Source organism: Candidatus Woesearchaeota archaeon (assembly GCA_016180285.1).
In the GTDB taxonomy this organism is placed as follows: Archaea; Nanobdellota; Nanobdellia; order Woesearchaeales; family JACPBO01; genus JACPBO01.
The window spans coordinates 1-23,957 of record JACPBO010000039.1 but is presented as its reverse complement, the minus strand read 5'-3'; the positions used below and the strand labels follow the sequence as shown (position 1 = coordinate 23,957).

Here is a 23,957-nt window from a genome sequence, read left to right as displayed (position 1 = left end):
AAAAAAGCCGCAGGCATCAAGGTGACAATTGAAGGCATCATTGGCAGCAGCATAACTTATTTCATTTATTTTATTGCAGTCATCATGGCCCTTAACCAGTTTGGCCTTACAACGCAGGTGCTTTACATTGTTTCAATCAGCGTAATATTTTTTGTGATAGCTGCCCTTCTGCTTGCTGTAAAGGATTTTATGCCTAATTTTTTCGCAGGGTTTTTCATCTTCAGGAAAGGCATAATAAATGTAGGCGACAGGATAAAGCTCAAGAACATAGAAGGCAGGGTTATTGAAGTCGGCTTGGTTGAAACAAAGGTTGAAACAAAAAATAAAGACAATATATTCATACCGCATTCAGAGATGATAAAAAGCGAGCTTACAATTAAGAAGCGCTGACTTTTTCCAGCGCAGAGACAATATTCCATATCTGGGTTCTTGCATAAGACTGAAGATTTGCATCATTTGCTATCTCGTCAAGCTCATGCAATGCCTTGTTTAACTTTATAGAAATGTCAGAATCGCCATTAAGAACTCCCATAACAGAATCTATTTTTATTTTTACATTCTTTGGAACAGCGGCATCTGCTTTCAAGTCTTCCAATATGCCGGTTATACTGCCGAAATCGAACTCCTGCACCATTTTCACTTTTCTTTCATCTCGCCTAGAACTTCTTCCTGCAGTTTTTTTGCCCTATCCTTTATGCTGTTTTCCTGCTTTTCTATTGACTTTATCCTTATGCTGAGTGTTTCCTGCTTCTCTTTCAGCTCCTTTTCAAGCGCATCTTTGCTTGAGCTTACCATAATGTTGCCGACTATCTTATAAGCTTCTTTTGACCTGCCAAGCTCGCTTAATGCAGATTCTATCTCAACTAGCTGAACCTGAAACTGCTGTTTTTGCATAAGAAAATTCTGAAGATTCTGCTCTAAAAGCTGCAATGTCTGTATCTTCTCCTGAGTTTTTTTATCCATCTTATCTTGCCTTTATCTTTGTTGCAACTGAGCGCGGCTTGAACAATATCTTTGATCCGCAATAAGGGCATCTGACCCTTTTTCTCATCATATCTTCGCCTATCTTTTTATCGCATGTAAAGCATTTGTATTCTACCATCTTTTCTCCTCTTTCTTTTTCTTAGAGCTCCTGTCTTCAGCATCTTCTGTTTTTTCCACTATCTTGCCTTCTTTCACTTCTTCAGGAATTTCCTCTTCGAATGTTATTCTCTTTGCAATAGAATAAGCCTTGCCTGTAAATTTTGCGCCGCATTTTCTGCATTCCCATATTCCGCTTGCAGCCCTCTTGGCCCTTAAGCTGCTGCAATAGGGGCATTTATGCTTTTTCTTCAGCTCTTCCTCTATCTTAGCAACTTTATAGCGTATCTTTCTTCCATATCTCGCGCCAAAGCGCTTTACCGTCATTACTTTTTCTTCTGCCATTTTGTGAATGGGGCTGCCCGGACTGTCGGAGCCCCTTTAAGCATAATGGAGCTTTTTCGAACCGGGGTCTTCTGGTGCCCTTTGCAACCATTTGCAACCCAAGCCAGAAAGGATAACCAAGCTACCCCACAGCCCCAATTGATAAGTTGTGAAAACGCAGTTTGTTTATAAAGCTTTCGCAGAAAAAAGGCACAAGAAAATTTAAAGTAAACTTTTCAATTGGTAAAAGCGCCGACTACGGCGGTGCGACGGTCAAAACTTCACTGCGTTCAGTTTTGCCCTGCTCGGCAGCCCGAAGGGCGCAACCCCAGCCTCGCCGCACGCCACGTCGGCGCTGACCTGACGGGGGACGTCCCTTACGGGGTGGCAGGTAGCACAAGCGAATGTAATGAGCTTGTGCGTCAGCCGCCGTTGTGGTGGCGTGCGGCGGATATATTTTCAACATTTTACTTTCAAAAAAACAATATTTTTATACTAACTGCGTTCTATCCATCATTATGTTCGAAGATGCAATAAAAGAAAACAAGGTTGAAAATGAGAAGGAAGTTTTTGTAAAGATAGATGCGTTTATCAACAAAATAAAAAAAAGCATTAAAAAAAACAGGATAAAGGCCGTTGTTCAGCTCGGAGGCAGCGCTGCCAAAGGCACTTTTTTGAAGGATTTTGATGTTGATGTGTTTGTAAAGTTTGACCTGAAGTATAAAAGCGAAGAATTATCAGATCATCTGGAAAAGATTTTAAAAAATGCCAGAAGGGTCCATGGCAGCCGCGATTATTTTGAAGTCATTGAAAACAGCATAAACTACGAAATCATTCCTGTTTTGGGCATAAAAAAGCCAGGTGATGCTAAGAATGTAACAGACTTTTCTCCTTTGCATGTCGCATGGGTAAAGAAGCACATGGGCAATCTTAAGAATGATATTTTGTTGGCAAAATTATTCTGCAAAGCTCAGGGCGTATATGGCGCAGAAAGCTATATTGGAGGCTTCAGCGGCCATATAATCGATATTCTTGTGATATGTTACAAGGGATTTTTAAATTTATTAAAGAATTCTCTTGAATGGAAAGATGGCGAAATAATCGATGTAATGCATTATTATAGGAATAAAAGGCTTGACATAAACAAGTCAAAGCTTTCGCCTTTGATTATAATTGATCCTCTGCAGAAAGGCAGAAATGCAGCAGCTGCATTAAGAAAAGAAAGGATAGAGGAATTCAGGGAAGCTGCTGCTTTGTTTTTAAAATCGCCTTCAAAGGATTTTTTTGTTAAAAAGAAAATGGAGATTAAGAAAGGGGCAGTTGTTCTTGAAGCCATTCCGCTGGAAGGGAAAGAAGACATAATAGGAAGCAAGCTATTGAAAGTTTTTGATTTCATTAAAAAAGAAATCGGGCTTAATGATTTCCAGCTGGAAGATTCAGGCTGGGAATTCAATGATAAAAAAACCATCATGTGGTTCTTAGTTAAAAACGGGATCTTAAGCAGGACAAAGATTCATGAAGGCCCTCCGTTAAAGGCAGCAATGCATGCTGAAAATTTCAGGAATAAATATAAGAAAACCTTTATAAAAAACAACAGGATTTATGCGGAAGTTGAAAGAAAATTCATCAATATAGGTGATTTAATAAAAGATTTAATAAAAGCCGGTTATGTAAAAGAAAAGATTAAAAAAATAACCCTCAAATAAAATGGACGCATTAATCAAAGCAATGATCTGGAGCTTCCTGCCGATATCAGAGTTAAGGGGCGGAATTCCTATTGGATTATACGCCGGTCTTAACATCTTTCTCGTTTATTTTGCCTCTGTTATCGCAAATATTCTTGTTGTCCCTGTTGTTTACTTCTTTTTAGGGTACGTACACGATCATTTTATGAAATCCAGGCTCTACAAAAAAACATTTGACGGCTTTCTGGATAGGACAAGAAGAAAAGCGCATAAGAGCATTGATAAGTGGGGCTATATCGGATTAATGATATTTGTCGCAATTCCATTTCCTGCAACAGGAGCATATACAGGAGCCTTGGCAGCATGGTTTTTTGAGCTGGATAAGTGGAAATCATTTTTAGCGATCTCTCTGGGCGTTGCAATTGCAGGGATTATAGTTACCTTGATCGTATCAGGCGGGTTTACAGCGTTTAATTTTTTGGTTAAATAGCGAAGATATTTATTTAGAGGATTAATATGTTTAGTGCCAGTCATTTTATTTCACTTTGTCTTGAGTAACGCTTCAAGTTTTATATTATCAACACCATCCAGCCTGCCGTTCTTTGTTCTTTCTACAATTTTAAAACCCAATTTTTTGAATAAATTCAATGCAACTTTATTAGTGGACCACGTTTCAAGCCAAAGTTTGTTATACCTTTTTGCTGCAAAATATTTCATTGTTAGAGTAATTAAATTCTTCATATAATTTTGTCCTCTGTAGTCTTTATCAGTAACAATATAAGGTATGTATGCCGAATGACGTTTGTTGTTCTTGATGTAAGTAACCGCTGCAATAATATTCCCATTTATTTCAGTATAGTATGATCCGCCATGATTTGCGATAGCTTTAAGGGTATCTATTAAATTTCCCCTGGATGCTAACGGAGGGACAAAATCATTGGAATAACTCAAAATAAATTCTTCTAAGTCTCTAAATGTAATAAATTCGTCTAACCTTCTTGTGGAACTGCTTTTATTCTTGCTTCTCTTTTCATATTGTTTAACCTTATATACCGTTATATCATGATCCATTTTTAATCACCATACAATGAATACATTATAATGCATATAAATTCTCGCTACTCCTTTAAGGGGGAAAGATTTATATATAAGAAATACTTGTTGGTTTGCATGAACACAGAAACACTTGAAAAAGCAGGGCTGACAAAGAATGAGATCAAAGTGTATTTGGCATTATTGGAGAAAGGCGAGTCAACATCAGGCCCTCTTATCAAAGCAATAGGCATCAATAGCTCAAAGGTGTACGAAAGTCTGGAAAGATTGCAAAAGAAAGGCCTTGTAAGTTATGTTAAAAAAGCAAATAAAAAATATTTTCAGGCAGCTGAGCCAGAAAGATTGCTCGACTATATTGACGAGAAAAAGAGGCAGCTCGAAGAAGAAAGAGAAGAAATGCAAAAGATGCTGCCTGAGTTGAAGATTAGAAAGAAAATGTCAGAAGAAGAGCAGCAGGAAGCGACGATCTATCAGGGGTTAAAGGGGTATAAAACAATTTTAGAAAATATGTTGAAGGAATTGAGACCAAATGGCACATATTTGGCATTTGCTTCTGGAATGCTAAAAGAAGTTTTAGGCCCTTATTGGTTCATCTTCCAGAAAAAGAAGAAAGACTTCAATATAAAAGCCAGATGCCTTTGGGATCCTAAAATCAGAAAACAAAAAGATTACTTAAGGGAATATTATGGCGCAGGAAAGTTTATCTCAGAAGGATCTTATTTAAGCCCTGTTGATTTGTGGATTTACAATGATAAAATTATACAGGTCTCTTATGCCACTAAGCCAATCTTTGCTGTTCTAATAAGAAGCAAAGGACTGGCGCAAAGCTACAAAGATCTATTCGAAACAATCTGGAAAATGGCAGAAAAAGAATAAAACCGAAAGCAGAGTCAACGCCTTCGGCTTTGTGTTCCTAGCTTTCAGTTTCTCGCTATGCTCAAAACCGAAAGCTTTATATAATAATTCATTATATTTCATAATAAATTATAATAATTTATAACAAGGAGGCAAAAATGGTGCAGGCGATAATAAATCTAGGGGAATATGAAGACAGGATCTTGACTATTGTAAAGGGCAAGTTCGGGTTTAAAAATAAGTCAGATGCAGTTAATTTTGTAATAGACAAGTTCGAAGAGAATATAGAACCCGAATTAAGGCCCGAGTACATTAAAAAGTTAAAGAGAATAGAAAAAGAAAAAGGCATACCTTTTAAAAATATTGCAGAATTGAGAAAAATAATCGAGGGATAAAAAATGCATTCTTATGAGATTATTCCTTATTTACAAAGAATTCTCAATAAGCTGTCAAAAAAAGACAGGCAATTATACATGCAGGTTTTTAAGAAAATTGAAGAGATCGTAAATTCTTCAGACGTCGAGCATTACAAAAATCTCGAATATGGCATGAAAGATAAGAAGCGGGTTCATGTTGGTCATTTCGTCCTTGTTTTTAAGTTTATCATAGAAGAGAATAAAATAAAATTCATAGATTTTGACCATCATGACAATATTTACAAATAAACAATATAGTTACTTTTTTAAATCAAACTCCATTCTCGACCTTTATGAACAACCTGGAATTAAGAAGGCAGATCTTGCATCTTATCTTCGGCCTTGCTGTTGTCTATCTTATTTACATTGGCGTATTGACAGACATGGCAATTTTCCTGCTCATCATTGTCGGGTTTTTGCTCTCTTTAATAAGCAAATACATCAGGCTTCCACTGGTAGGATGGTTCCTGGACAGGTTTGAAAGGGAAGAAAACATAAAAGCCTTCCCTGGCAGCGGCATGCTGTTTTTTATGATAGGCGCATTGCTCAGCCTAAAATTATTCAATGAAAACATTGCGCTGGCTTCAATAATGATCCTGACAGTTGGTGATTCAATAAGCCACATAATTGGCGCGGAGTTTGGCGTGATACAAAATCCCTTCAGCAACAACGGCAAAAAGCTCGAGGGAACGCTTGTAGGAATTTTAGTCGGCTTTGTAGCGGCATTAGTATTTGTAAGGCCGCTTGAAGCTTTATTGGCATCTGTCGGGGCAATGATCGCAGAAGTCATAGAGCTGGAATTCAATAAAAGGCCAGTTGATGACAACATTGTTGTTCCATTGGCTGCTGGAACGATAATTCTGCTGGTGAGGAAATATTTGTGACTTAAATTGTCACAACCAGCTTATTTTTGCTCTCAGGATATACGGTAACTTCTTCGCCTTTCTTCAGGCCCAGGAAATTTATCAGGGTTTTATTCAGCCTGATGTCCAAAGTCGAGCCAGCCTGGCCTATTTTAGTTTTATATCCCAGACCCCATAAGCCTTTCTCCTTAGCTATTTTGGTTATTTCCCTTGATGTTCCCTCGCTGAAATAAGTCTCATTGCATTTATTGCAAACTCGCGCTGGAAATTTTCCCAAGCTTACGCCATAAAGCGAATAATCTACTTTCTTATCAACCATTCTCCCGCCGCATTCCCAGCATTTGTCTTCTTCTTTCATATTCTCACCTTTATTTTTCAACAAAAACAGTTTTAATTCTATAAACATCGCCTCTTTTCTTATAAGCGACTTTGATGTAAGTGTAAGTTGCCAGATAACCGTCTGTTTGCCTTGTTTTTGAACCCATTTTTATCGCATTTATTATCTGGTCTTCGTCAATGCCTTCTATGTCCATCTTCTCTTTTGCATGCCTGCTGATCTCTAATATCAATGAAATCCCTCTTTTATAATTATTTGTAATAATAAGTAAGTATAAGTTATATATAAATCTTTCTTTTATTTCATTGGAAATATTTGTGAAGTTATTCCTAGAAGAATACTCTATGGCTCTGTTGATCCCAACAGCAAAAGCAGGTCATAAACGAAAGTTTTAAATAGTTCTAATTTATAACATAAGTTATATGATAAAACCGATTGTTCATAAAAAATACCTTAAGTTATACAAAGAAACTGCAGAAAGAAAAATAAGCGAGGTCTTATTTAGATTCCCTGAGAAAGAGTTTAGCTTAAACGATTTAGCAAGAGAAGCAAGCGTAGCAAAGGCAAATATTGGAAATATTTTGGGCAGCTTTCAAGAAGCGGGTTTGATAACTATCGAGAAATTAACTAAGATATGGAGAATAAAAGCGAATCAGGCGAATTTGTTCTATAGAAGAAACAAAATAGTCTATAATCTGGCCGCAGCATATAATTCTGGAATAGTTGAATTTCTTGTTGATTATTTCAAGAATCCAAAAGCATTGGTTCTTTTTGGTAGTTTCAGAAAAGGAGAAGATTTGTCCAATTCAGATATAGACATTGCCGTGGAGTCTGATGAGGCTAAAGACTATAAAATTATGGAATTAAGAGAGCTATCAGAATTTGAGAAGATTTTTGGAAGAAAAATACAGATACATTTGTTTAGCAGAAAAAATATAGACATTAACGTATTCAATAATATTGCAAATGGCATTGTTTTGTGGGGATTTTTAGAGGTGAAAAAATGAAAAAAGAGTTTATAGATTTATGGCTCAAAACAGGAATAATAAGAATCAGGCAAAAAGATAATGAAAAAATTAAGTCCATGATAAATTCCGCCGAAATCAATGCAAAGGTCGCAAAAACTATTCAATTGGATGAGAATAGTGCAACATTAATTTTCCGGGAAATTTATGAATCAATAAGGCAATTAGGAGATGCTGAATGGTGGCTTCTTGGATATGAGCCATCAAATCACGAAATAAGCTTAGAAGCATTAAAAGAAATGGATATAAAGGAAAAAATAAAGCTGAATTCACTTGACAGATTCAAAAAAACAAGGCACGATATAAATTATAGGGGATTTAGGTCAACAACTTCTCAGGCAGAAGAAATTTTAGACTTCTGGAACAAATGCGGAGAGGAGATAGTTAAAGTTTTAAGGAAAGAATTAGGAGAAAAGGATGAAGACGAAAAAATTAACCCGCCTTCTTGATTTAGTTGTTGCTTCTATTTGTGGCCCAGCACACTTAACATCATCACAATCTTTATAAATAATAGGGTGTTTTTTCTATTTCTATGCAGACATTAACTGAAACTTTAAAGAAAACATTCATTGAAAACAAAGATCCGTTCACAGACATCTTCGGTCAGGAAGCTGTAAAAAAGCAGGTAAAGTCAGCCCTATTAATGGACCGCCACATCATAATTGTCGGGCCTCCAGGAATTGGAAAGACAACATTGGCTAAAAATATTTCAAAGCTTCTTCCAGTTATTGAAGTTAATGACTGCGGCTTTAACTGCACCAAAGACACTCCACTCTGCCCAAAGTGCAAAGCAGGCGATAAAGCAAAAACAAGAAAAATCAAAGGAGAAGACCGTTTTATAAGAATACAGGGGTCTCCTGACCTGACAGCAGAAGACTTATTGGGCGACATAGACCCAATCAAGGCATTGAAATTCGGGCCGTTAAGCATTGAAGCATTCACGCCTGGAAAAATATTCAAGGCAAACAACGGAATCCTTTTTTTTGATGAAGTTAACAGATGCCCTGAAAAGCTGCAGAACGCATTATTGCAGGTCCTCTCTGAAAAAAAAGCAACCATCGGCAGCTACGATGTTGATTTTCCCGCTGATTTCATTTTTATAGGCACAATGAATCCTGAAGACGTAAGCACAGAAAAGCTGAGCGATGTCTTTGTGGACAGATTTGATTTCATATATATGTCATATCCTGAAAATCTGGGAATAGAAAAGAAAATCGTAAGGGAAAAAGGAAGATCCTTGGTTGAATTCCCGGAAGAATTATTGGATTTAGTCATCCAGTTTGTAAGAATTCTGAGGGAAAGCGAAAAGCTTGAAAAGCACCCTTCTGTAAGGGCCTCTATCGGGCTTTATGAAAGGGCGCAGAGCAATGCATTCCTGGCTAAAAAGAAAAAAGCCGATTTTGATGATGTGAAAGAAGCGGTTGTTTCCGTCTTGAGCCACAGGATGGAATTAAAGCCAAGCGTCAAATATCTGCAAAGCCCTAAAGAATACATTGAAGAGCAGTTCAGCAGCTTTTCTGACCGAAATCTGGAAGAGATTGAAAAAGGTGGTTACCGGTAATGTAGGTATTTCTGTTAAAGAGTTTTCTAAAGCAGAGGAATTAAGCGGCGGCCTGGAAAAGCAAAATGAAGAAGATAAATTAATGCATTCTGTTCTTCAGGCGGATAAAGACGCAATAGATGATGGAAAAATAATATCAGATTCAATAAACCAGGGATTAAATTCTTTCACCCCTGATTTGATGTTCGATAAGATAGTCAGCAATTATTCTTTGGCTAAGCAGCTTTTCGGCGAGAGCATAATAAGGGCCATAGCAGGCTATGACCCCAGATACATTGAAAGAAACATAAAGATCCCGGAATTCCAGAGGGAATTAAAAGAAAAAAAGCTCGTTGATGATGAGGGAGCAATAAGCGACAAAGGCATCGAGCTTGCTTCTTTGGTTCTGTACACTGAAGAATTAGACAACCTGATGCCGAAGGGAATTTTAGGTGAAAAAATCCATAAAAAGCAATTCATCTACGGCGATGCAGAAGATGTCGAATCTTACAAAAGGGGCGCCCGCTACCGCGACTTGGCAATCAAAAAAACAGTAAAGACCGCAATAAGAAGAAGCCATGATTCTATTGATGAAAAAGATCTTAAAATTTTTGGGAGAAAAGCAAGGGGAAGCGTTTATATCATCTACGGCTTAGACAGCTCTGGCAGCATGAAAGGAAAAAAGATTGAAATTGCAAAAAAAGCAGGCATTGCCCTCGCTTACAAGGCAATCAATGAAAAAGACAAAGTCGGCTTAATAGCTTTCGGAACAGAATTGAAGGCAGTTGTAGCCCCTACAGCTGATTTTCTGATGCTGATAAAAGAAATAACAAAAGTAAGGGCGTCAATGGAAACAAACATAACAGCTACAATAAAAAAAGCAGTTGAACTATTTTCAGTCAAAAACGCAACAAAGCATCTGATCTTATTGACAGACGCTTTGCCGACAGTCGGCAAAAATCCTGAGGAAGAAGTTTTAGAAGCAGTTTCCCTTGCAAGAAGCAATAATATAACAATATCCATAATAGGCATAGGCCTTGACAATAAAGGAAAAGAATTAGCAGGCAGGATTGCAGAGATCGGAGAAGGAAGGGTGTATGTTGTGAAAGATCTGGAAAAACTGGACAAGATCATTCTTGAGGAGTATTATAGTCTGATTTAGGGTGTATTTCTAATAAGATATTCATTGTCCTTAGCTCAATATTATTAGTTCCAAGATGCTTTATTACCCTTCCTGGCAATTTTATTGCATTCTCCTCTATTTTTGTCGCTTCTATATTTCCGCAAAAAAGCCTTTTATAATGCCTGGCCAATGCTTTCGGCATTATTCTTGAAAATCCCTCTTCCCTTGCATATTGTTCATAGCCATCCATTATAACAACATAATTAGTTTCCCGCTCCCTGCACCAAATATAGAGTGTAGCTCCGTTGTGGGGAAGATAATTATATCTGATGGTATGCGGGATTACCAATTTATTTCCATTGATTCTGATTCTTGAATTACCTGCCATACTATCGCAAATATCAATACATTTATAAAATTTTACATAAAAATAAGCTTATGAAGCTCTTTGCATTCGGAGACACGCACGGAAACAGCAGGTTTATGCATATTGTAGTCAGCAAAATAAAAAAAGAAAAGCCAGACTTGATTCTTTGTTCAGGTGACCTTTCCATCTTTGAAAATGGTTTGGAAAAAACTCTGAAAACATTAGACGAGCTTAAAATATTGACTTTGGTTATCCACGGCAATCATGAAAGCGAGAATGCATTGAATCATTTGTGCTCAAAATTAAAGCAAGTAAAATTCTTCCACAAGAGGGGTCTGAAGATGGGCAATTACTTTTTCTTCGGCTTTGGCGGAGGCGGATTTTCAATGGTTGACAAGGAATTTGAAAGGACTGCAAAAAAATTCAGAAAAACAATAAAAGATGAAAAAGTTGTTCTTATAACGCACGCTCCCCCTTACAGGACAAAGCTTGACAGAATAGCGGGAATGCATCACGGCAACAAGTCAATAAGCCACTTCATTCATGAAATTAAGCCTGTTTTGGCGATTTGCGGCCATCTGCACGAGAACTCAGGAATGCATGATAAGATCGGAAAAAGTTTAATTATAAACCCCGGGCCAATGGGAAAGGTAATTAAGATTTAAGGACCGTAATTCTTACCCCTCAATTTATCCACATCCTCTCTTAATGAGCTTATTAATTTTATTAACTCTCCCCTTTCTTTCTGATATTCTTTTTCATCCACCTTGTTCTTCATAACAATATCCGAACTTTCCTCTATTTTGCTTAACTTTGGCAAAATAGGAGCATATTTTTCCCTGTCTGCAGCCATATCAGTTTGCAGATCTTGAATATTTTTTTTGATAGTGTTTAATATAGAATAATCAGCCTCAATGCGCGCAACTCTCTCATCGAGAACACTCGCTATTTCATAAATCTCGTCAATTCTCTTTAACACAGGCACATTAGCTTCAGCTATTTTTAAATCAAGGCTTTTTCTTGCCTCTTTAATCTGGGCAGTCACTCTTGTTTCATACTCCTTGGTTTTTGTTTGAGCTGTGTCCACATCCTTCATTATATTTGTGCCACGAAAATAGAAATAAAGGCTAAGCGTTATTACTGCCAAGCCAAATACCACGCCAATCGCCATCAAAGTTCTTTTATATTGTTGCTTAAGCTTCTTATCATAGCTATCAATGGCAATGCCAATTTTAGACAGTCCTTTATCAAGTTCGGATAATTCTTCTTTATAATGAGGAAACTTTGCAAGCCACATTGCAAGCTCATCCAGCCGCTTTTTGATGTTGTCATTTATTTCTGATGTTAGCGCTCTTTGAAATTTTTTCTTTCCATCAATGAATTTTTTTAGTTCAGGGCATTCAAATCTATAATTTTGTTTTAATTCTTGTATTTGTTGCACATAACCATCCAGTTTTCCTTTCGCTTCTGATTTTTCATCTCGAGTTTTAGCTTCCAAGAATTCTTTTTCAGCAGCGTTTAGGTTTATAAATAAATCCAAGGATTTACACTCATATTTCGTTCCTAGATTTTTTTCCTGCTCTATTGATTCCTGGATGTCTGTTGTTGCTTCTACTCTTTCCTGTAAATTTTTAGCGTTAAAAAATTTACTTTCAAAAGAAGCGACATCTTTAGTTAAATTTAAAAGACGGTCTATTTCTTGTGTGTCCCCCCCTTCTGCCATACACTGCGGAATTGTTTTCTTCTTTATTAATTTTTTCTATTTTTTAGTGATAAATCGAAAGGTCTATATAAGATTTTAAAATGAAAAAAGATATGAACTGGCCTGATTTGGAAGATAATGCTATCAAAAAGGACAAAGGTAAGGAAGGCAAGAAGAGTTAACTATGGGTGTTATATTAAGATTGTACGTATAATGGAATACTTTGTTTGTATAAGTTTGTCAATGCTCCCTATTGTTCGACTATCAGTTATTAATAATACGCCATCTATTCTCGAATTTCCCTCTTGTTTTTTGCACTCATCAGTTTTAGTTTTATATTCCAAAAATTTATTTAATAATTTAGCTTTCTCCACAGAATGACTGAAGTGTATATTAAGGGAGTCAACAACAGGGTAATCTGTATCAAGAAGCTTATATTTGTCATCAGGACGCTCCTTTGTCCCGCGTTGCTCTGTCGCTATAACTCCTCTGATTTTTTCTTTTAAATTGCCTGTACTGTTAGGAATATCGTGGTTAGAAACAATAGTTTCAATTGGTTCTTTTGCTGTCGATTGGCTCAAACAAAGGCCTAAGTCTTCTTCTAATACTGCCAAATATATCTTAAAATTTCGATTGTCTTCATCCAAGCTAACCACCAAAGAAATGAAAATCCCTTTAATTTAAGAATTTTTCTATTTTGAAGTAGCTACTTTTAAAGTCCTACCCTTGCTATTCTCTTTCATCATCAGCACAACCCTCGAATTCTTCTTCTCATCAACTATTCTATAGCCGCTATGCTTAGCAATCTTCTTGGCGAAATCATTTAACTCTTCATGCAAAGGCATATTCTTTATCTCAAGCCTCTGCTGAGAATAGCCGACAAACATGTATGCTTTGCATTCCACAAACAAGGGTCTGGATTTTTTTATTAATTCCGCATAAAGCTCTGGTTCAATCATGTTGATGCCTTTTACCAATGTCAATCTTATTGTTGATCTCTTGAATTTTTTCAATAACAGCAAAGACTCTTTTATCCTTTTCCACCCGTATTTTATCAATGGCTTGCATGCTTTCTCATAAGTTTTCTCATCAGGGGCCGGTAGGGTTACGTAAATCTGCGTTGGCTGTGTTTTATTTTTTAGTAATTTATTTAACATATCCGGATTTGTCCCGTTTGTGACTAAAAAACTAGTAATATTTCTTTTACCAAGCTCCTTTATCAGTTCAGGCAGTTTAGGGTATAAAGTAGGCTCCCCGCTAAGCGATATTGCAAAATGCAATGGCCTTTTTGATTCGTAATACCTTAAAGCATCTGTTTTCTTGTTTCCGCCAAAACCTTCAGAATATTTTATATGCGCTTTAATGCAGGTTTCAATTATGAACTCAGGATCATCAATCTTTCCGCTAAACTTCGGCTCTGTAAATCCTATATCCCGCCAGCACCATTGGCAGCGATGAGTGCAGGCTGTTAGAGCAGGAGTCATCTGAACACAGCGCCATGATTTGATGCCGTAAAATGTGTTTTTATAGCAAACATCCTCGCAGACAATCGCCTTTTTAGCCCATTCGCATACTTTGACAGCAGAATGCCTGCCAACCAGGCGATAGCCCTGCTTTTCAAGATCCTTTATTTTTTCCTTTGACAGCATATTTTTCTGAAAAACAACAATCTATTTAAATGTTTAAGGCATAAAGGAATCCGAGGAATCCGAGGTGTTTAAAGAGCCTGGCGCAACAGTGAAGGAATTGGATTTAAGCAAAGTAACTGTATGGATCGATAAGGCATTGGAAACAGCAAATGATCTCCAGGAGAGAAAATATCCAAGGGAAACTCCTGAAAAAGCAATTATCATACTGCAGAACATTGAAGAAGGCATTTTGTGGAACATAACTTATGTCACGAGAGCATTTAATACGTTAAATATAAAAGTTGATGCAATAACAGGAAAGATAATATCTGATAAATTGACTAATCTGATGCAGTTCAGGGCGTAGTTTATTTTAATTTTTTATTTAGCTCTAAAACTTTCCTGGCAACATCCTTGAAATTTATGTCTTTTATATATATTTCTGAAAATGCATCAACTGCCCCCCTAATATCGCCTTTGAGCAGCCGTATATTGCCCAATTCATAAAATGTTTCTAAGGTCAGCTGCTTTAGCACTTTATTCTTTGAAACTTCACCCAGCATATTTACAAAATGTTTCTCAGCCAGATCATAAAGCTGCATCTCAACAAACGCCTTTCCCATTAATATGCTTGCTTTATTTTTTTGGCCTTGCTCTATGTACTCTTTTTGCAGCTCAAATATGGCTTTTTCTATTAAGCCATGGTTTTTGGTTATCGTTCCTAAATAAAAACAGCCCTCCCCTAATTTTAGGTGCAATTCAGGAGCTGCAGTTGGTATTTTACCGATAAGTTTAGAATATCCTTCTGCAGCTATTTCCCATTTATTTTTTATCATTTGGTCTAATTGTGCTTTAAGGCCATCATTTGGCTCTTTTTGCATTTGCTCTTCTAATTGGGCGATCTTATTGTCTTCTTTTTCAATTTTCAATTCAACAATTGACTTATCTAAAGTATAATCGCCGCCAAGGCTCTTTCCTCTTTCAAGTATAGCTACTGCTTCATCATATTGGCATATGCGCTTTTGTAAACCAGAAATTTCAATTACTGCAGAAAGCCTCTTTTTGCCATTCTCTTTCTCATTCCCAACAATAAGCTCCAGTTCAGAAATTTTCTTAAGAATTTCTTCTTCGTTTTTAGGTGTTTCACGGGCTTTTTCTAACTCATCGCTTTTCCCTGGAGCCTTTTCAACCTGTCTAAAATTCTGAGCTTGTTCATACTTTTGAGCGGTTATTAGCGCATCTAAGCCATCAATTTTTTTCCTAACATCCTGCTGCTCTTTTGATGTATCGTATTTATTAAAAGCTTCTTTGGCTTCCCGGTATTTTTTCATTTCAAAATAAGTTAGGGCCAGCTCCTTTAATATCAACTCATTGTTTCCTACATGTTCTATCATGTCCGAGAATGTATAAACTGCAGTATCATTAAAGCCAATTTCTTTAGCTGTTTTTCCTAATTTAAACAAAAGTGATATGTCATAAGGGTTTTCCTTTAAGAGCTCCTCGCAGTTTTTCATAACTTCAAACTGGCTCATTTCTCTGAAAATCATGTTAATCTTCTTTGAATCAATGTGTTTTTTTACCAACTCTGCTGATTTTCCCCTGAACTGCGGCGAACTGCGACAGTTCTCCCTGTACTCTTTCCTGGCTTCGCTATCAGAAGGATTCAATTCCAAATACTGCCTGTAGCTGTCAAATGAAATAGAATAATTTCCTTTAGTAAAATCTTCCCTTGCCTTTTTTAAAATGTTTACAGGCTCTTCCATTTACATTATTACTACTTTTAAGTTTATAAACTTTTCCTTTTAGTTTTCAAAATCTTTAAATATGATGGAAAATCTGAATCAAAAATGAATGTCAAACTCGGCCCAGGCGGAACAGCAGGATTGGGCAATATTGAAGGAATAAAACACGCAAAAGATCATGGGCTGACAGCATTAGAAGTTGAATTCACATACGGCGTCAACATGACGAATGAGACTGCAAAACAGACTGGCGCTCTTGCAAAGCAGCTTAACATTGATTTAAGCGTCCATGCCCCTTATTATATCAATCTCGTTTCTGAGGAAAAAAAGAAAATCGAAGCCTCAAAGAAAAGAATATTGAATAGCTGTGAGCGCGCTCATTATCTTGGTGCAAAATACGTTGTCTTTCATGCCGCATTCTATGGAAAACATCCAAAAGAAGAAACTTTTGTTTTAGTAAAAAAAGAAATAGAAGAATTGCAGAAAACAATAAAACAAAATAAATGGAACGTAGCTTTAGCGCCTGAACTGACAGGCAAGCACTCCGCATTTGGCGATCCGGATGAATTAATAAAATTATCAAAAGAAACAGGCTGCGCATTCTGCATTGATTTCGCGCATTGGAAAGCAAGGAACAACGGAGATCCAAGATACGATGAACTGTTCAGGAAATTGAAAGGCATTAAGCACATTCATTCCCACTTCTCAGGCATCAACTACACGCTAAAAGGCGAAAGGAGCCACAAACTTACCGAAGAAAAAGACATAAAAGAGCTTCTGAGCTATATCAAAAAATACAATATAGATATAACTATTATAAATGAAAGCCCGGATCCATTCGGGGATTCTATTAAAACGAAGAGGATTTTAGGCAGGATTTAATTTTTCTTTCTCTTTCTCATTAACTTCCATTAATTTTTCCAAACCGGCAGTAGGGCAAGTTATCTTTCATGCTTTCCTGTTCTAACTTCTTAACTAAGTTATCAACATACTCAGGATTATTGCCCAGCGCTTTATACCAATTTTCCCATTCAATCTCTTCTTTTTTATCCATTTTTACCTCCTAATTGGCTTTTTATAGCTGCCCAACATCCTTAATTCCGCGGGGTTTTTCATGATATAGTGCCTGATCAAATCTATTGCGTTTGCAACATGGCCGTCTTTTTCATGGCCATCAACATCTATGTAATGTATTACGCCCCATATGCCATCGGTTCTAGGGTATATTGTAGTCTTTATATTGCCGCCGTTCAAAATCCTTTTTATCCCATTCAAAAATTCCGGCTCGTCATTTTCAGGATGTAATGCAAGGCATGTTACATCGTTGCCTGTTGGCTCTGTTTTGCAAATTTTTGAGATCACTGCGAATATTGTTTTATTTTTCTTAACCACGTCTCTGTCAGTAATTTCAAGGCCATATTCCTTCAAAGCAGCTTCAGAGCCAATTGCTGCCGCATAGCGCATTTTTTTCATCGCAATTAATTCAGCTGCCTGCGCAGTGCTTGATGCCCCTTCTCTTTCAGCATTAGGATAATGCTTATCAAGGTAGCGAGAGCATTGCCTCAGCGCTTGGTCGCAGGATATTATCTTCTCAATTTTTGATGCATTATGCATTGTCCCAATGCAATGCACTATGTCTAATACAATTGTATCTGTAATCCTTACATTATCTGTGTTTCTCAAATGCATTTTGCTGTTGTACTCCCACAGGCAATCTAATGTTTCATTAACAGGCCCTCCAATCTTATTGAATGTTGGCGCAATTCCAACATTTTCCTTCATTCCATTTATCGATTTGAATACCTGTGTTATTGATTTGTAAAAAATAATTTCAGCATTCCGATCATATTTTTCTGCTGCTTTTTCCGTATAGGTGCCCTTAGGCCCCAATATTGCGATTTTCATAATAATACCTCCGATTAGTTTTATTTGACATTGCATGATCTTATTTTTTCAGAATTCCCTTGTTTTTGCCCCAGAATATTATGGCTTTTCAGGCCAAGAAAGATATGGAAGCATTATATCAAGAGATGCAGCTAATAAAAGAATTCAAAGGTAAAGTATACAATATCGTGCATCATATTCTATGGAAAACAAAGCCTGTTAATAAGCTTTTCTTTTTTTAAACACAATAATTCCGAATTTAATACTTTACAATTGCGGCCCCAAAGCTGTAGCCGCCGCCAATAGCAGTCATCAGAATCATATCGCCTCTTTTGATCTTTCCTTCTCTGGCATGCTTGTCCAAAGTTCTTGGGATTGAGCCGCCCGAGATGTTGCCTTCGTCACGGATTGTCACAAGCATCTTCTCAAACATGCCGAGCTCTTTAGCCACATCTTCTATTATGCGATAATTCGCTTGATGCGGAATGAGCCAATTAATATCTTCCTTTTTTAAATTATTTTTTTCCAAGACAATCTTTGCAGCATTAATCATTGCATTGACTGCTCTTCTCATAATCAAAGGTCCGCCAGGCATGTGCACCAGCTCATCTTCTTTGCTCTCATTTAGCTTTATGTGATCAGAATATTCGCTGCCTATGTAAGGCATATACAGCACTCCGTTGATTGATTTTTTCAACACAGCTGCACCAGCGCCATCGCCCCATAAAACAGCGGTTTTCGGGTCATCAAAATCACTAACCTTTGACAATGTTTCGCTCGAAACAACAAGAACATTATTAGATGCGCCGGATTTTATGGCATTATAAGCATTCCACAATCCATAAATAAAACCAGAGCATGCTGTGTTTATGGGAAAAGCAATCGCCTTGCCATTTCCAATTAAATTTCCAACTTCAAGAGCAGGATTTGGTATTTTGCTGTGCGGAGTGAATGTATTTAATATAATTAAATCAATATCCGAAGCATTCATATTTGCAGCTTCTAAGGCATTTTTAGCAGCATTGGCGGCCATCTCTTCTGTTGTTTCTTTATTAGAGATATAATATTTGTCTTTAAACAGATTAGCTATTTCAAGCCAAGAAAGTCTCTTTTTGTTGGTAAAATGGCTAATAACCAAATCATTTATTTTAAGCCAAAAAGGCATTCTTCTTACATCGCCTGCATAATGTCTTTTTTCAACGCCAGTCAGATTCTTTGCCCATTTGCAGAAATCTCCTGATTTCTCATAGTCATAATTTCTAACTAACTTTTCCAATTCTTTATTATCAACAACCCTTTCTGGAAGATAAGAGCCAGTTCCTGCAATAGAAATATTTTCCATTTCAATGAAAAACTCAGAAACATTTAAATATATTTCGCTATTTCAGAATGGTGATGAGCAGAAGAGCTGTTGTAACCGGGCTAGGCGTAATTTCGCCTTTAGGCAATGACATCGAAACCTTATGGGGCAATTTAATAAATGGCGTTTCTGGCGTTGATAAAATAACAAGGTTTGACACATCAAAATATGAAACACAGATAGGGGCTGAAGTTAAAGGATTTAATCCCGAAAATTACGGCATAACTGCAAAAGAAATCAGAAGATTGGATTTATTCTCGCAGTACGCGCTGGCAGCCGCGCATCAGGCAATTAACAATTCTAGTTTAAAGCTGGAAGAAAAAAACCATGATATTGGTGCAATAATTGGCAGTGGCGTTGGCGGTCTCGGCACAACAGAAACGCAGCATGATGTTTTAATGCAGAAAGGCCCTGGCAAGGTAAGCACTTTTTTAGTGCCGATGATGATGATCAATGCGGCATCTGCTCACATCACGCTAAAATATAACTTAAATGGCCCTTCAGAGAATATTAGCAGCGCATGCGCCTCAGGCAATAATGCAATTATTGAAGCTTATCGTACAATATCAGATAATGATGCTGATGTAATGATCACCGGCGGAGCAGAAGCGGCAATAACAAAGCTGGCATACGCAGGATTTTGCCAACCAAAAGCCATGTCGAAGCGTAATCATGATCCTAAAAAAGCATCGCGCCCATTTGACGAGAAAAGAGACGGATTCGTGATGGGTGAAGGATCTGCCATACTTGTTCTTGAGTCGCTTGATCATGCGCTGGCTAGAAATGCAAAAATATATGCTGAAATAATAGGTTATTGCAACAATTCAGATGCTCATGATATAGTTGCTCCGCATGAAACAGGAGAAGAAGCAGCACTGGCAATGCAGCGAGCAATTAATAAATCAAAAATAAAGCCTGAAGAAGTTGATTATATCAATGCCCATGGCACATCCACAAGGTTAAATGATAGAATAGAAACAATTGCAATAAAAAGAGCTTTTGGCAACTATGCCTATAAAATCCCAATCAGCTCAACCAAATCAATGACGGGCCATCTTCTTGGAGCAGCAGGCGGGATAGAGGCAATAATATCCATACTAACAATTCAAAGAGGCATCATTCCACCGACAATAAACTACGAATTCCCCGATCCAGAATGCGATCTTGACTATGTCCCAAATATTGCAAGAAAGAAAGAAGTTAAAATTGCAATGTCCAATGCCTTCGGCTTCGGCGGCCATAATGCAGTTGTTGTTTTTAGGAAATACGATGGCTAAGACAAGAATTTTAGTGCAACATTCAATGAAGCCGAATAAATGGAAAGATTAAATTTTTCGAGTCATGATAGAGCCGTGCCGTTAAGTTTATAAATAAAATTGTATTCTTATAGAAAAAGAAAGGGGTGTAAAATAAAACACTCCAGAGAGTTCTGGAGATTATTGGAGGAATGTAAAATGGACATAGCAGAGATTAAAGCGCATTATACTGCGAAAAGGTTAGAAGAAGTAGCTAAAAAATTATCCAAATCAGACGCTCTTAAGATGTATGGTACAATGGAATCAATTGCGAGAATAATCGTAGGAGAAGCTGCTTTTTGTGCAGCAACTGCTACAGACAATGAATTAAAAAAATTAGCAAAAGAACATTTGGGAGAAGCTAGTGTTTGGGCTGATTATTTGGCGCAACAAGAAGCGGAATATCGAGAATAATTTTTCTAACACACCTTTCTTTTTCTTTTAACTTTATTTAAGGCTCGGCACGGCGAGTAATAATTGAACATAACGTTTGTTATATTCGTTTTTGCGAACAAGTGGAGCGAAGCGGAACATTGTGAGTGAAAACCGAAAATCATAATAACGGAATTTAAGTTTACATAAATGGAGTTTATATGATTTTCGAGTTCGGACGGAGGCGCAAGCTAAATTAGTAAATTATTTTTTGTGTTTTATTCCCATCCTAATAATCAAATAAACTAAAAGATAGATAACTATAAGAAAGATAACCGTTTCAGCAATAATAAATAAAGATTGTGGCATTGTTTCTGGTTTACCATAAATTAAAAGCATAATATTTGGGATTAAGAGTATAATTATTAAGAATATAACTAAAGATAAAGGAAATTTTTCTTCTCTTTCTTTTGGAAATTCTTTGGTTTTTACACTCTTTATTAAACCGACTATACCTATAATTGCGAATATGACTAAACTTATATAAAAGAAGTAATGCATATTAATTACTGGAAATGTTTTAATTGAGTAAATTAATACAAAAAGAACAATTAGGAATATTAACCATTCTTTCCAGTTAAGATTTTGAAGTTTCTTCTTTTTAGTTATCCACATATAAGTGTATAGTAAGAGACCCATAAAGGTTATAGTGTATAATGCTATATATCCAAAGAAGAAAAATAAAATTGCTAGTATCAATGCAACTATAATAAAAGTTATCTTAAATTGTTTATTTGATCCCATATTAAAAAAGTTTAATGGAATAGGTATATAAAATTTACTAAAAAGCGCCGGAGTCCGAATTAGACATAACGATGTTATGCGAGTTTTCTGAGCCCAGCTGGAAAAATCGTTTTTATTTTTTCTCTGTGGCGAAGAAAACCAAAAATTTAAGTTAAGAGCATCACGGAATGAAATGGAGTGAGTGAGGGACATTAAATTTTTGAGTTGAAAAAGGGCAAATTTATATCATAGAGTGTTAGTGATACATTGAGTTAAAGAATAAAGGTAAGAATTGTTATTTATGGAAGATTAGTGTTGAATTGGATAATTATTTTTGAGCAAGACATATAAGTTAGCTACGTCTCGAATATCCCCCTTAGTTAGTTGATAGCCTTCTTTTGTATTAGGTAGCATATTGTCTGGTAAGCCATTTCCTTGAGATCTTTTAATCATAGATATCTTAAGTTCGCTATCACAACAAAGGAAAATTAATCTTCCTTTATCTGATTTTTGTCCATAATTCTTTCCGCGTATCATAAATGAGGTGTCTGATTTAACACCATCTAGATTAAAACTTAATTTAGCTAGTAAATCTATTGCTTCCTTATTAGATGCCCCATCACTACCACATCCAATAGCTATAATAGGATTCATCAATTCTTTCGATTTAGTGTTATTGGCATATAGTTCTAAATTAATATAGAATCTTTGGAGGCAGATAAGACTTAATACATCAGCACCATGTGGATTTGGATATGAACGTAGAGTAAATTCAGGCGCACCTATAACAACTAGTTTACTTTCTTTATTAATTAACTCTTCAAGTTGTTTATCTTTGCACATATCTTGAGGTATTATATGGCCATCCTTACAAACCCTAGGGTCCCCAATTACTGTGACAAAATAGGCCATTACATTACCGGGTGTTAATAAACCATCAGTTTGATTCATTTTAAGCAACTTAACTAACAGGAATCATTTGAACTTTATAAATCTTTTTAGTAATGTTTTAAATAGTAACAATTCTTGCCATTTACACTAATTTGCCCTTTTTCAATTTTGCATAACGATGTTATATACCCCTACCCGATTTTTCCCTCCAGCGAACGAAAGTGAGCTGAGAGATGGAAAAATCTGGGTGCAAGGTTGAGCATTTTTTCCAGCAGGAAAAAAGCGGAGAAGTCGAGAAAACGGCTTCTTAAAGGACGTAAGTCCATTTAAATAAATTAATCAAGGAATGGAAAATTATACTGACTTAAAAGTAGTTAAAAACCGAAAGATTTATAAAGTGCTTCTTATTAACAAATTCACAATGATACTAAGATGTATTGATATGGAAGAAAGAGAAGCACGAATTCGTGCAGAAAGAGAAGCAGGCAACTTTGGTTTTACACCAGAATCTGCAAAATATAATCTGCCTCAAATAGATTATCAAACAGGAATTACAAGACCTGTAGAGGTGCATGTGCCTGCTGTTGCTAAATATTTGAGACCTATAGATGAGAAAAAAGAAGCACAATCTTTAGGATTGAAATAATTTTCCATTCCACTTTTATTATTAGCCGTTTTCTCGATTGTATATAACATTGTTATGCGAGTTTTCTGAGCCCAGCTGGAAAAATCGTTTTTGATTTTTCCCTGTGGCGAAGAAAACCAAAGGTTTAAGTTCCGAACATCACGGAATGGGGTGAGTGAGGGACATTAAATTTTTGAGTAATTTTTAGGGGCGTAATAGTGAGCGTCAGCGATACATTAGTTTATAGAAGTTAAGGGGCTTTGGCGTCTCTTGAGAAATGTGTGTATTAACTTATGGGTGGTAAAAACCGAAAGGTTTAAATATACCCTTGCTTTTTTTATAAAATGATTAATTTAGGCGAAATATTTTTAGAGGTTTTATTTGATAAAATCGATAAGACTGGAAAATATGAACTATTAGAACAAAAAGAAGTTAAATCTATTTGGGATCTTGAGAGTCAAGTAATTGAGAATCCTGAATATAAACCATTTGAATTTAAAAGAACAGCTTCTGAGGTATGTTCACAAGGTAGTTGCATGCCATTAGAAGAAGCTATTAAACAATTAAAAATTTATTATAATCAACCCCTACTTCTTGAAAGAGCGCATAATCTTGCTAAGTTTGATACTTATACTAGAACGGGTCCAAATATAAATGAAAAACAGAAATTCAGATTAAACACACCAATATTATGGGGAATTTTTAAATATAAGGGAGGGGTAGAGACCCTTAAACATTATATATCTGCTATGTTACATAAAGTCGATCTGAAACAAGAAGATAAGATAATGCATGGTATATATTTTTCTGAATTAAATTTAAAACCAGAGATTATAAAAAAAGAGTAGAAGAGGTTAAATTAAAGCCAAAGCCCCCTTTCTGTATTTAGCCCCTAAAAATTATTTTGCATAACGATGTTATATTTCCGAGCCTCGCAAAATGGGACATTTTGCAGAGATGCGAGGCAAGGATTTCCGCAGAAATCCGCAGAGTTATGACGCAGGCGT

At 36.4% G+C, this 23,957-nt stretch carries 35 protein-coding genes and 1 tRNA gene; 18 read left to right on the top strand and 18 right to left on the bottom strand.

Features of this window, described 5'->3' with window-relative positions:
• Positions 1 to 21: 21 nt before the first annotated feature.
• Positions 22 to 390, top strand: a complete 369-nt coding sequence (locus HYU07_07020) for a mechanosensitive ion channel (protein ID MBI2129953.1) — start codon at positions 22 to 24, stop codon at positions 388 to 390.
• Here HYU07_07020 and HYU07_07015 read toward each other — a convergent pair.
• The 5 genes from HYU07_07015 to HYU07_06995 form a co-directional block, all read right to left on the bottom strand.
• On the bottom strand, positions 377 to 634 hold the full coding sequence (locus HYU07_07015) for a UPF0147 family protein (protein MBI2129952.1): 258 nt from the start codon (positions 632 to 634) through the stop codon (positions 377 to 379). The genes HYU07_07020 and HYU07_07015 overlap by 14 nt on opposite strands.
• Before the next feature lie 2 nt (positions 635 to 636).
• Complete coding sequence (locus tag HYU07_07010; protein ID MBI2129951.1) at positions 637 to 963, bottom strand: prefoldin subunit beta; 327 nt, start codon at positions 961 to 963, stop codon at positions 637 to 639.
• A 1-nt stretch (position 964) separates the two neighbouring features.
• Entirely contained in the window at positions 965 to 1,102 is a 138-nt protein-coding gene (locus tag HYU07_07005) for a DNA-directed RNA polymerase subunit P (GenBank protein ID MBI2129950.1), read from the bottom strand.
• Positions 1,096 to 1,425, bottom strand: coding sequence for a 50S ribosomal protein L37ae (locus HYU07_07000; protein ID MBI2129949.1), 330 nt, complete (start codon positions 1,423 to 1,425; stop codon positions 1,096 to 1,098). Before HYU07_07000 ends, HYU07_07005 begins: the two co-directional genes overlap by 7 nt.
• A gap of 8 nt (positions 1,426 to 1,433) precedes the next feature.
• Positions 1,434 to 1,561, bottom strand: a tRNA-Pro gene (locus HYU07_06995).
• A gap of 361 nt (positions 1,562 to 1,922) precedes the next feature.
• On the opposite strand from HYU07_06995, the gene HYU07_06990 reads away from it, so the two are divergent.
• Entirely contained in the window at positions 1,923 to 3,110 is a 1,188-nt protein-coding gene (locus tag HYU07_06990; protein ID MBI2129948.1) for a nucleotidyltransferase domain-containing protein, read from the top strand.
• A gap of 1 nt (position 3,111) precedes the next feature.
• Positions 3,112 to 3,579: a small multi-drug export protein gene (locus HYU07_06985; GenBank protein MBI2129947.1), complete on the top strand. Its 468-nt coding sequence runs from the start codon at positions 3,112 to 3,114 to the stop codon at positions 3,577 to 3,579.
• Between the two features lie 50 nt (positions 3,580 to 3,629).
• Here the strand turns inward: HYU07_06985 and HYU07_06980 are convergent, their stop codons facing one another.
• Positions 3,630 to 4,160, bottom strand: coding sequence for a GNAT family N-acetyltransferase (locus HYU07_06980; GenBank protein MBI2129946.1), 531 nt, complete (start codon positions 4,158 to 4,160; stop codon positions 3,630 to 3,632).
• Positions 4,161 to 4,259: 99 nt separating this feature from the next.
• Here HYU07_06980 and HYU07_06975 point away from each other — a divergent pair, with 99 nt between their 5' ends.
• From HYU07_06975 to HYU07_06960, 4 genes are all read left to right on the top strand, one after another.
• On the top strand, positions 4,260 to 5,018 hold the full coding sequence (locus HYU07_06975) for an ArsR family transcriptional regulator (GenBank protein MBI2129945.1): 759 nt from the start codon (positions 4,260 to 4,262) through the stop codon (positions 5,016 to 5,018).
• Between the two features lie 137 nt (positions 5,019 to 5,155).
• On the top strand, positions 5,156 to 5,392 hold the full coding sequence (locus HYU07_06970; GenBank protein MBI2129944.1) for a DUF2683 family protein: 237 nt from the start codon (positions 5,156 to 5,158) through the stop codon (positions 5,390 to 5,392).
• 3 nt (positions 5,393 to 5,395) lie between these two features.
• The gene (locus tag HYU07_06965; GenBank protein MBI2129943.1) at positions 5,396 to 5,662 is read left to right on the top strand and encodes an addiction module toxin RelE; all 267 of its coding nucleotides are present in this window, start codon (positions 5,396 to 5,398) and stop codon (positions 5,660 to 5,662) included.
• Positions 5,663 to 5,706: 44 nt separating this feature from the next.
• Positions 5,707 to 6,297: a hypothetical protein gene (locus tag HYU07_06960; protein MBI2129942.1), complete on the top strand. Its 591-nt coding sequence runs from the start codon at positions 5,707 to 5,709 to the stop codon at positions 6,295 to 6,297.
• A gap of 1 nt (position 6,298) precedes the next feature.
• Here the strand turns inward: HYU07_06960 and HYU07_06955 are convergent, their stop codons facing one another.
• Positions 6,299 to 6,634, bottom strand: a complete 336-nt coding sequence (locus tag HYU07_06955) for a hypothetical protein (GenBank protein MBI2129941.1) — start codon at positions 6,632 to 6,634, stop codon at positions 6,299 to 6,301.
• A gap of 10 nt (positions 6,635 to 6,644) precedes the next feature.
• Positions 6,645 to 6,845, bottom strand: coding sequence for a DUF4258 domain-containing protein (locus HYU07_06950; protein ID MBI2129940.1), 201 nt, complete (start codon positions 6,843 to 6,845; stop codon positions 6,645 to 6,647).
• A 190-nt stretch (positions 6,846 to 7,035) separates the two neighbouring features.
• On the opposite strand from HYU07_06950, the gene HYU07_06945 reads away from it, so the two are divergent.
• The 4 genes from HYU07_06945 to HYU07_06930 all read left to right on the top strand — a co-directional run bounded on the left by HYU07_06945 (position 7,036) and on the right by HYU07_06930 (position 10,340).
• Complete coding sequence (locus HYU07_06945) at positions 7,036 to 7,620, top strand: nucleotidyltransferase domain-containing protein (protein MBI2129939.1); 585 nt, start codon at positions 7,036 to 7,038, stop codon at positions 7,618 to 7,620.
• Complete coding sequence (locus HYU07_06940) at positions 7,617 to 8,087, top strand: hypothetical protein (protein MBI2129938.1); 471 nt, start codon at positions 7,617 to 7,619, stop codon at positions 8,085 to 8,087. The genes HYU07_06945 and HYU07_06940 overlap by 4 nt, the downstream gene beginning before the upstream one ends.
• 83 nt (positions 8,088 to 8,170) lie before the next feature.
• Positions 8,171 to 9,199, top strand: coding sequence for an ATP-binding protein (locus tag HYU07_06935; GenBank protein ID MBI2129937.1), 1,029 nt, complete (start codon positions 8,171 to 8,173; stop codon positions 9,197 to 9,199).
• A complete protein-coding gene (locus HYU07_06930) occupies positions 9,177 to 10,340 on the top strand; it encodes a VWA domain-containing protein (GenBank protein MBI2129936.1) in 1,164 nt (387 codons plus the stop codon). Before HYU07_06935 ends, HYU07_06930 begins: the two co-directional genes overlap by 23 nt.
• Here the strand turns inward: HYU07_06930 and HYU07_06925 are convergent.
• On the bottom strand, positions 10,309 to 10,689 hold the full coding sequence (locus tag HYU07_06925) for a hypothetical protein (protein MBI2129935.1): 381 nt from the start codon (positions 10,687 to 10,689) through the stop codon (positions 10,309 to 10,311). The genes HYU07_06930 and HYU07_06925 overlap by 32 nt on opposite strands.
• 50 nt (positions 10,690 to 10,739) lie before the next feature.
• Between HYU07_06925 and HYU07_06920 the strand changes: the two genes are divergently transcribed.
• Positions 10,740 to 11,333, top strand: coding sequence for a metallophosphoesterase family protein (locus tag HYU07_06920; GenBank protein ID MBI2129934.1), 594 nt, complete (start codon positions 10,740 to 10,742; stop codon positions 11,331 to 11,333).
• On the opposite strand, the gene HYU07_06915 is transcribed toward HYU07_06920, so the two are convergent.
• From HYU07_06915 to HYU07_06905, 3 genes are all read right to left on the bottom strand, one after another.
• Positions 11,330 to 12,391, bottom strand: a complete 1,062-nt coding sequence (locus tag HYU07_06915; protein ID MBI2129933.1) for a hypothetical protein — start codon at positions 12,389 to 12,391, stop codon at positions 11,330 to 11,332. The two genes, HYU07_06920 and HYU07_06915, sit on opposite strands and share 4 nt — an antisense overlap.
• A 170-nt stretch (positions 12,392 to 12,561) precedes the next feature.
• The gene (locus HYU07_06910; GenBank protein MBI2129932.1) at positions 12,562 to 13,017 is read right to left on the bottom strand and encodes a hypothetical protein; all 456 of its coding nucleotides are present in this window, start codon (positions 13,015 to 13,017) and stop codon (positions 12,562 to 12,564) included.
• Between the two features lie 45 nt (positions 13,018 to 13,062).
• Positions 13,063 to 14,019: a 4-demethylwyosine synthase TYW1 gene (locus HYU07_06905; protein ID MBI2129931.1), complete on the bottom strand. Its 957-nt coding sequence runs from the start codon at positions 14,017 to 14,019 to the stop codon at positions 13,063 to 13,065.
• A 64-nt stretch (positions 14,020 to 14,083) separates the two neighbouring features.
• On the opposite strand from HYU07_06905, the gene HYU07_06900 reads away from it, so the two are divergent.
• Positions 14,084 to 14,365 (top strand): hypothetical protein, encoded by a 282-nt coding sequence (locus HYU07_06900; protein MBI2129930.1) that lies wholly within the window; start codon positions 14,084 to 14,086, stop codon positions 14,363 to 14,365.
• 1 nt (position 14,366) lies between these two features.
• On the opposite strand, the gene HYU07_06895 is transcribed toward HYU07_06900, so the two are convergent.
• A complete protein-coding gene (locus HYU07_06895; protein ID MBI2129929.1) occupies positions 14,367 to 15,761 on the bottom strand; it encodes a hypothetical protein in 1,395 nt (464 codons plus the stop codon).
• Between the two features lie 84 nt (positions 15,762 to 15,845).
• Between HYU07_06895 and HYU07_06890 the strand changes: the two genes are divergently transcribed.
• Positions 15,846 to 16,622, top strand: coding sequence for a TIM barrel protein (locus HYU07_06890; GenBank protein ID MBI2129928.1), 777 nt, complete (start codon positions 15,846 to 15,848; stop codon positions 16,620 to 16,622).
• A gap of 19 nt (positions 16,623 to 16,641) precedes the next feature.
• On the opposite strand, the gene HYU07_06885 is transcribed toward HYU07_06890, so the two are convergent.
• The 3 genes from HYU07_06885 to HYU07_06875 all read right to left on the bottom strand — a co-directional run bounded on the left by HYU07_06885 (position 16,642) and on the right by HYU07_06875 (position 18,966).
• Entirely contained in the window at positions 16,642 to 16,794 is a 153-nt protein-coding gene (locus HYU07_06885) for a hypothetical protein (GenBank protein MBI2129927.1), read from the bottom strand.
• A gap of 2 nt (positions 16,795 to 16,796) precedes the next feature.
• Positions 16,797 to 17,645: a hypothetical protein gene (locus HYU07_06880; GenBank protein MBI2129926.1), complete on the bottom strand. Its 849-nt coding sequence runs from the start codon at positions 17,643 to 17,645 to the stop codon at positions 16,797 to 16,799.
• A 238-nt stretch (positions 17,646 to 17,883) separates the two neighbouring features.
• On the bottom strand, positions 17,884 to 18,966 hold the full coding sequence (locus HYU07_06875; GenBank protein ID MBI2129925.1) for a beta-ketoacyl-ACP synthase 3: 1,083 nt from the start codon (positions 18,964 to 18,966) through the stop codon (positions 17,884 to 17,886).
• Positions 18,967 to 19,019: 53 nt separating this feature from the next.
• Here HYU07_06875 and fabF point away from each other — a divergent pair, with 53 nt between their 5' ends.
• Positions 19,020 to 20,261, top strand: coding sequence for a beta-ketoacyl-ACP synthase II (fabF, locus tag HYU07_06870; protein ID MBI2129924.1), 1,242 nt, complete (start codon positions 19,020 to 19,022; stop codon positions 20,259 to 20,261).
• 177 nt (positions 20,262 to 20,438) lie between these two features.
• Complete coding sequence (locus HYU07_06865) at positions 20,439 to 20,693, top strand: hypothetical protein (protein ID MBI2129923.1); 255 nt, start codon at positions 20,439 to 20,441, stop codon at positions 20,691 to 20,693.
• A 222-nt stretch (positions 20,694 to 20,915) separates the two neighbouring features.
• Here HYU07_06865 and HYU07_06860 read toward each other — a convergent pair whose 3' ends face one another.
• Positions 20,916 to 21,455 carry a hypothetical protein gene (locus HYU07_06860; GenBank protein MBI2129922.1) on the bottom strand — a complete coding sequence of 180 codons (540 nt, stop codon included), beginning with the start codon at positions 21,453 to 21,455 and terminating at the stop codon, positions 20,916 to 20,918.
• Between the two features lie 288 nt (positions 21,456 to 21,743).
• Positions 21,744 to 22,385 (bottom strand): hypothetical protein, encoded by a 642-nt coding sequence (locus HYU07_06855; GenBank protein ID MBI2129921.1) that lies wholly within the window; start codon positions 22,383 to 22,385, stop codon positions 21,744 to 21,746.
• 286 nt (positions 22,386 to 22,671) lie between these two features.
• On the opposite strand from HYU07_06855, the gene HYU07_06850 reads away from it, so the two are divergent.
• Entirely contained in the window at positions 22,672 to 22,971 is a 300-nt protein-coding gene (locus HYU07_06850) for a hypothetical protein (GenBank protein MBI2129920.1), read from the top strand.
• A gap of 323 nt (positions 22,972 to 23,294) precedes the next feature.
• A complete protein-coding gene (locus HYU07_06845) occupies positions 23,295 to 23,798 on the top strand; it encodes a hypothetical protein (GenBank protein ID MBI2129919.1) in 504 nt (167 codons plus the stop codon).
• Positions 23,799 to 23,957 lie beyond the last annotated feature (159 nt).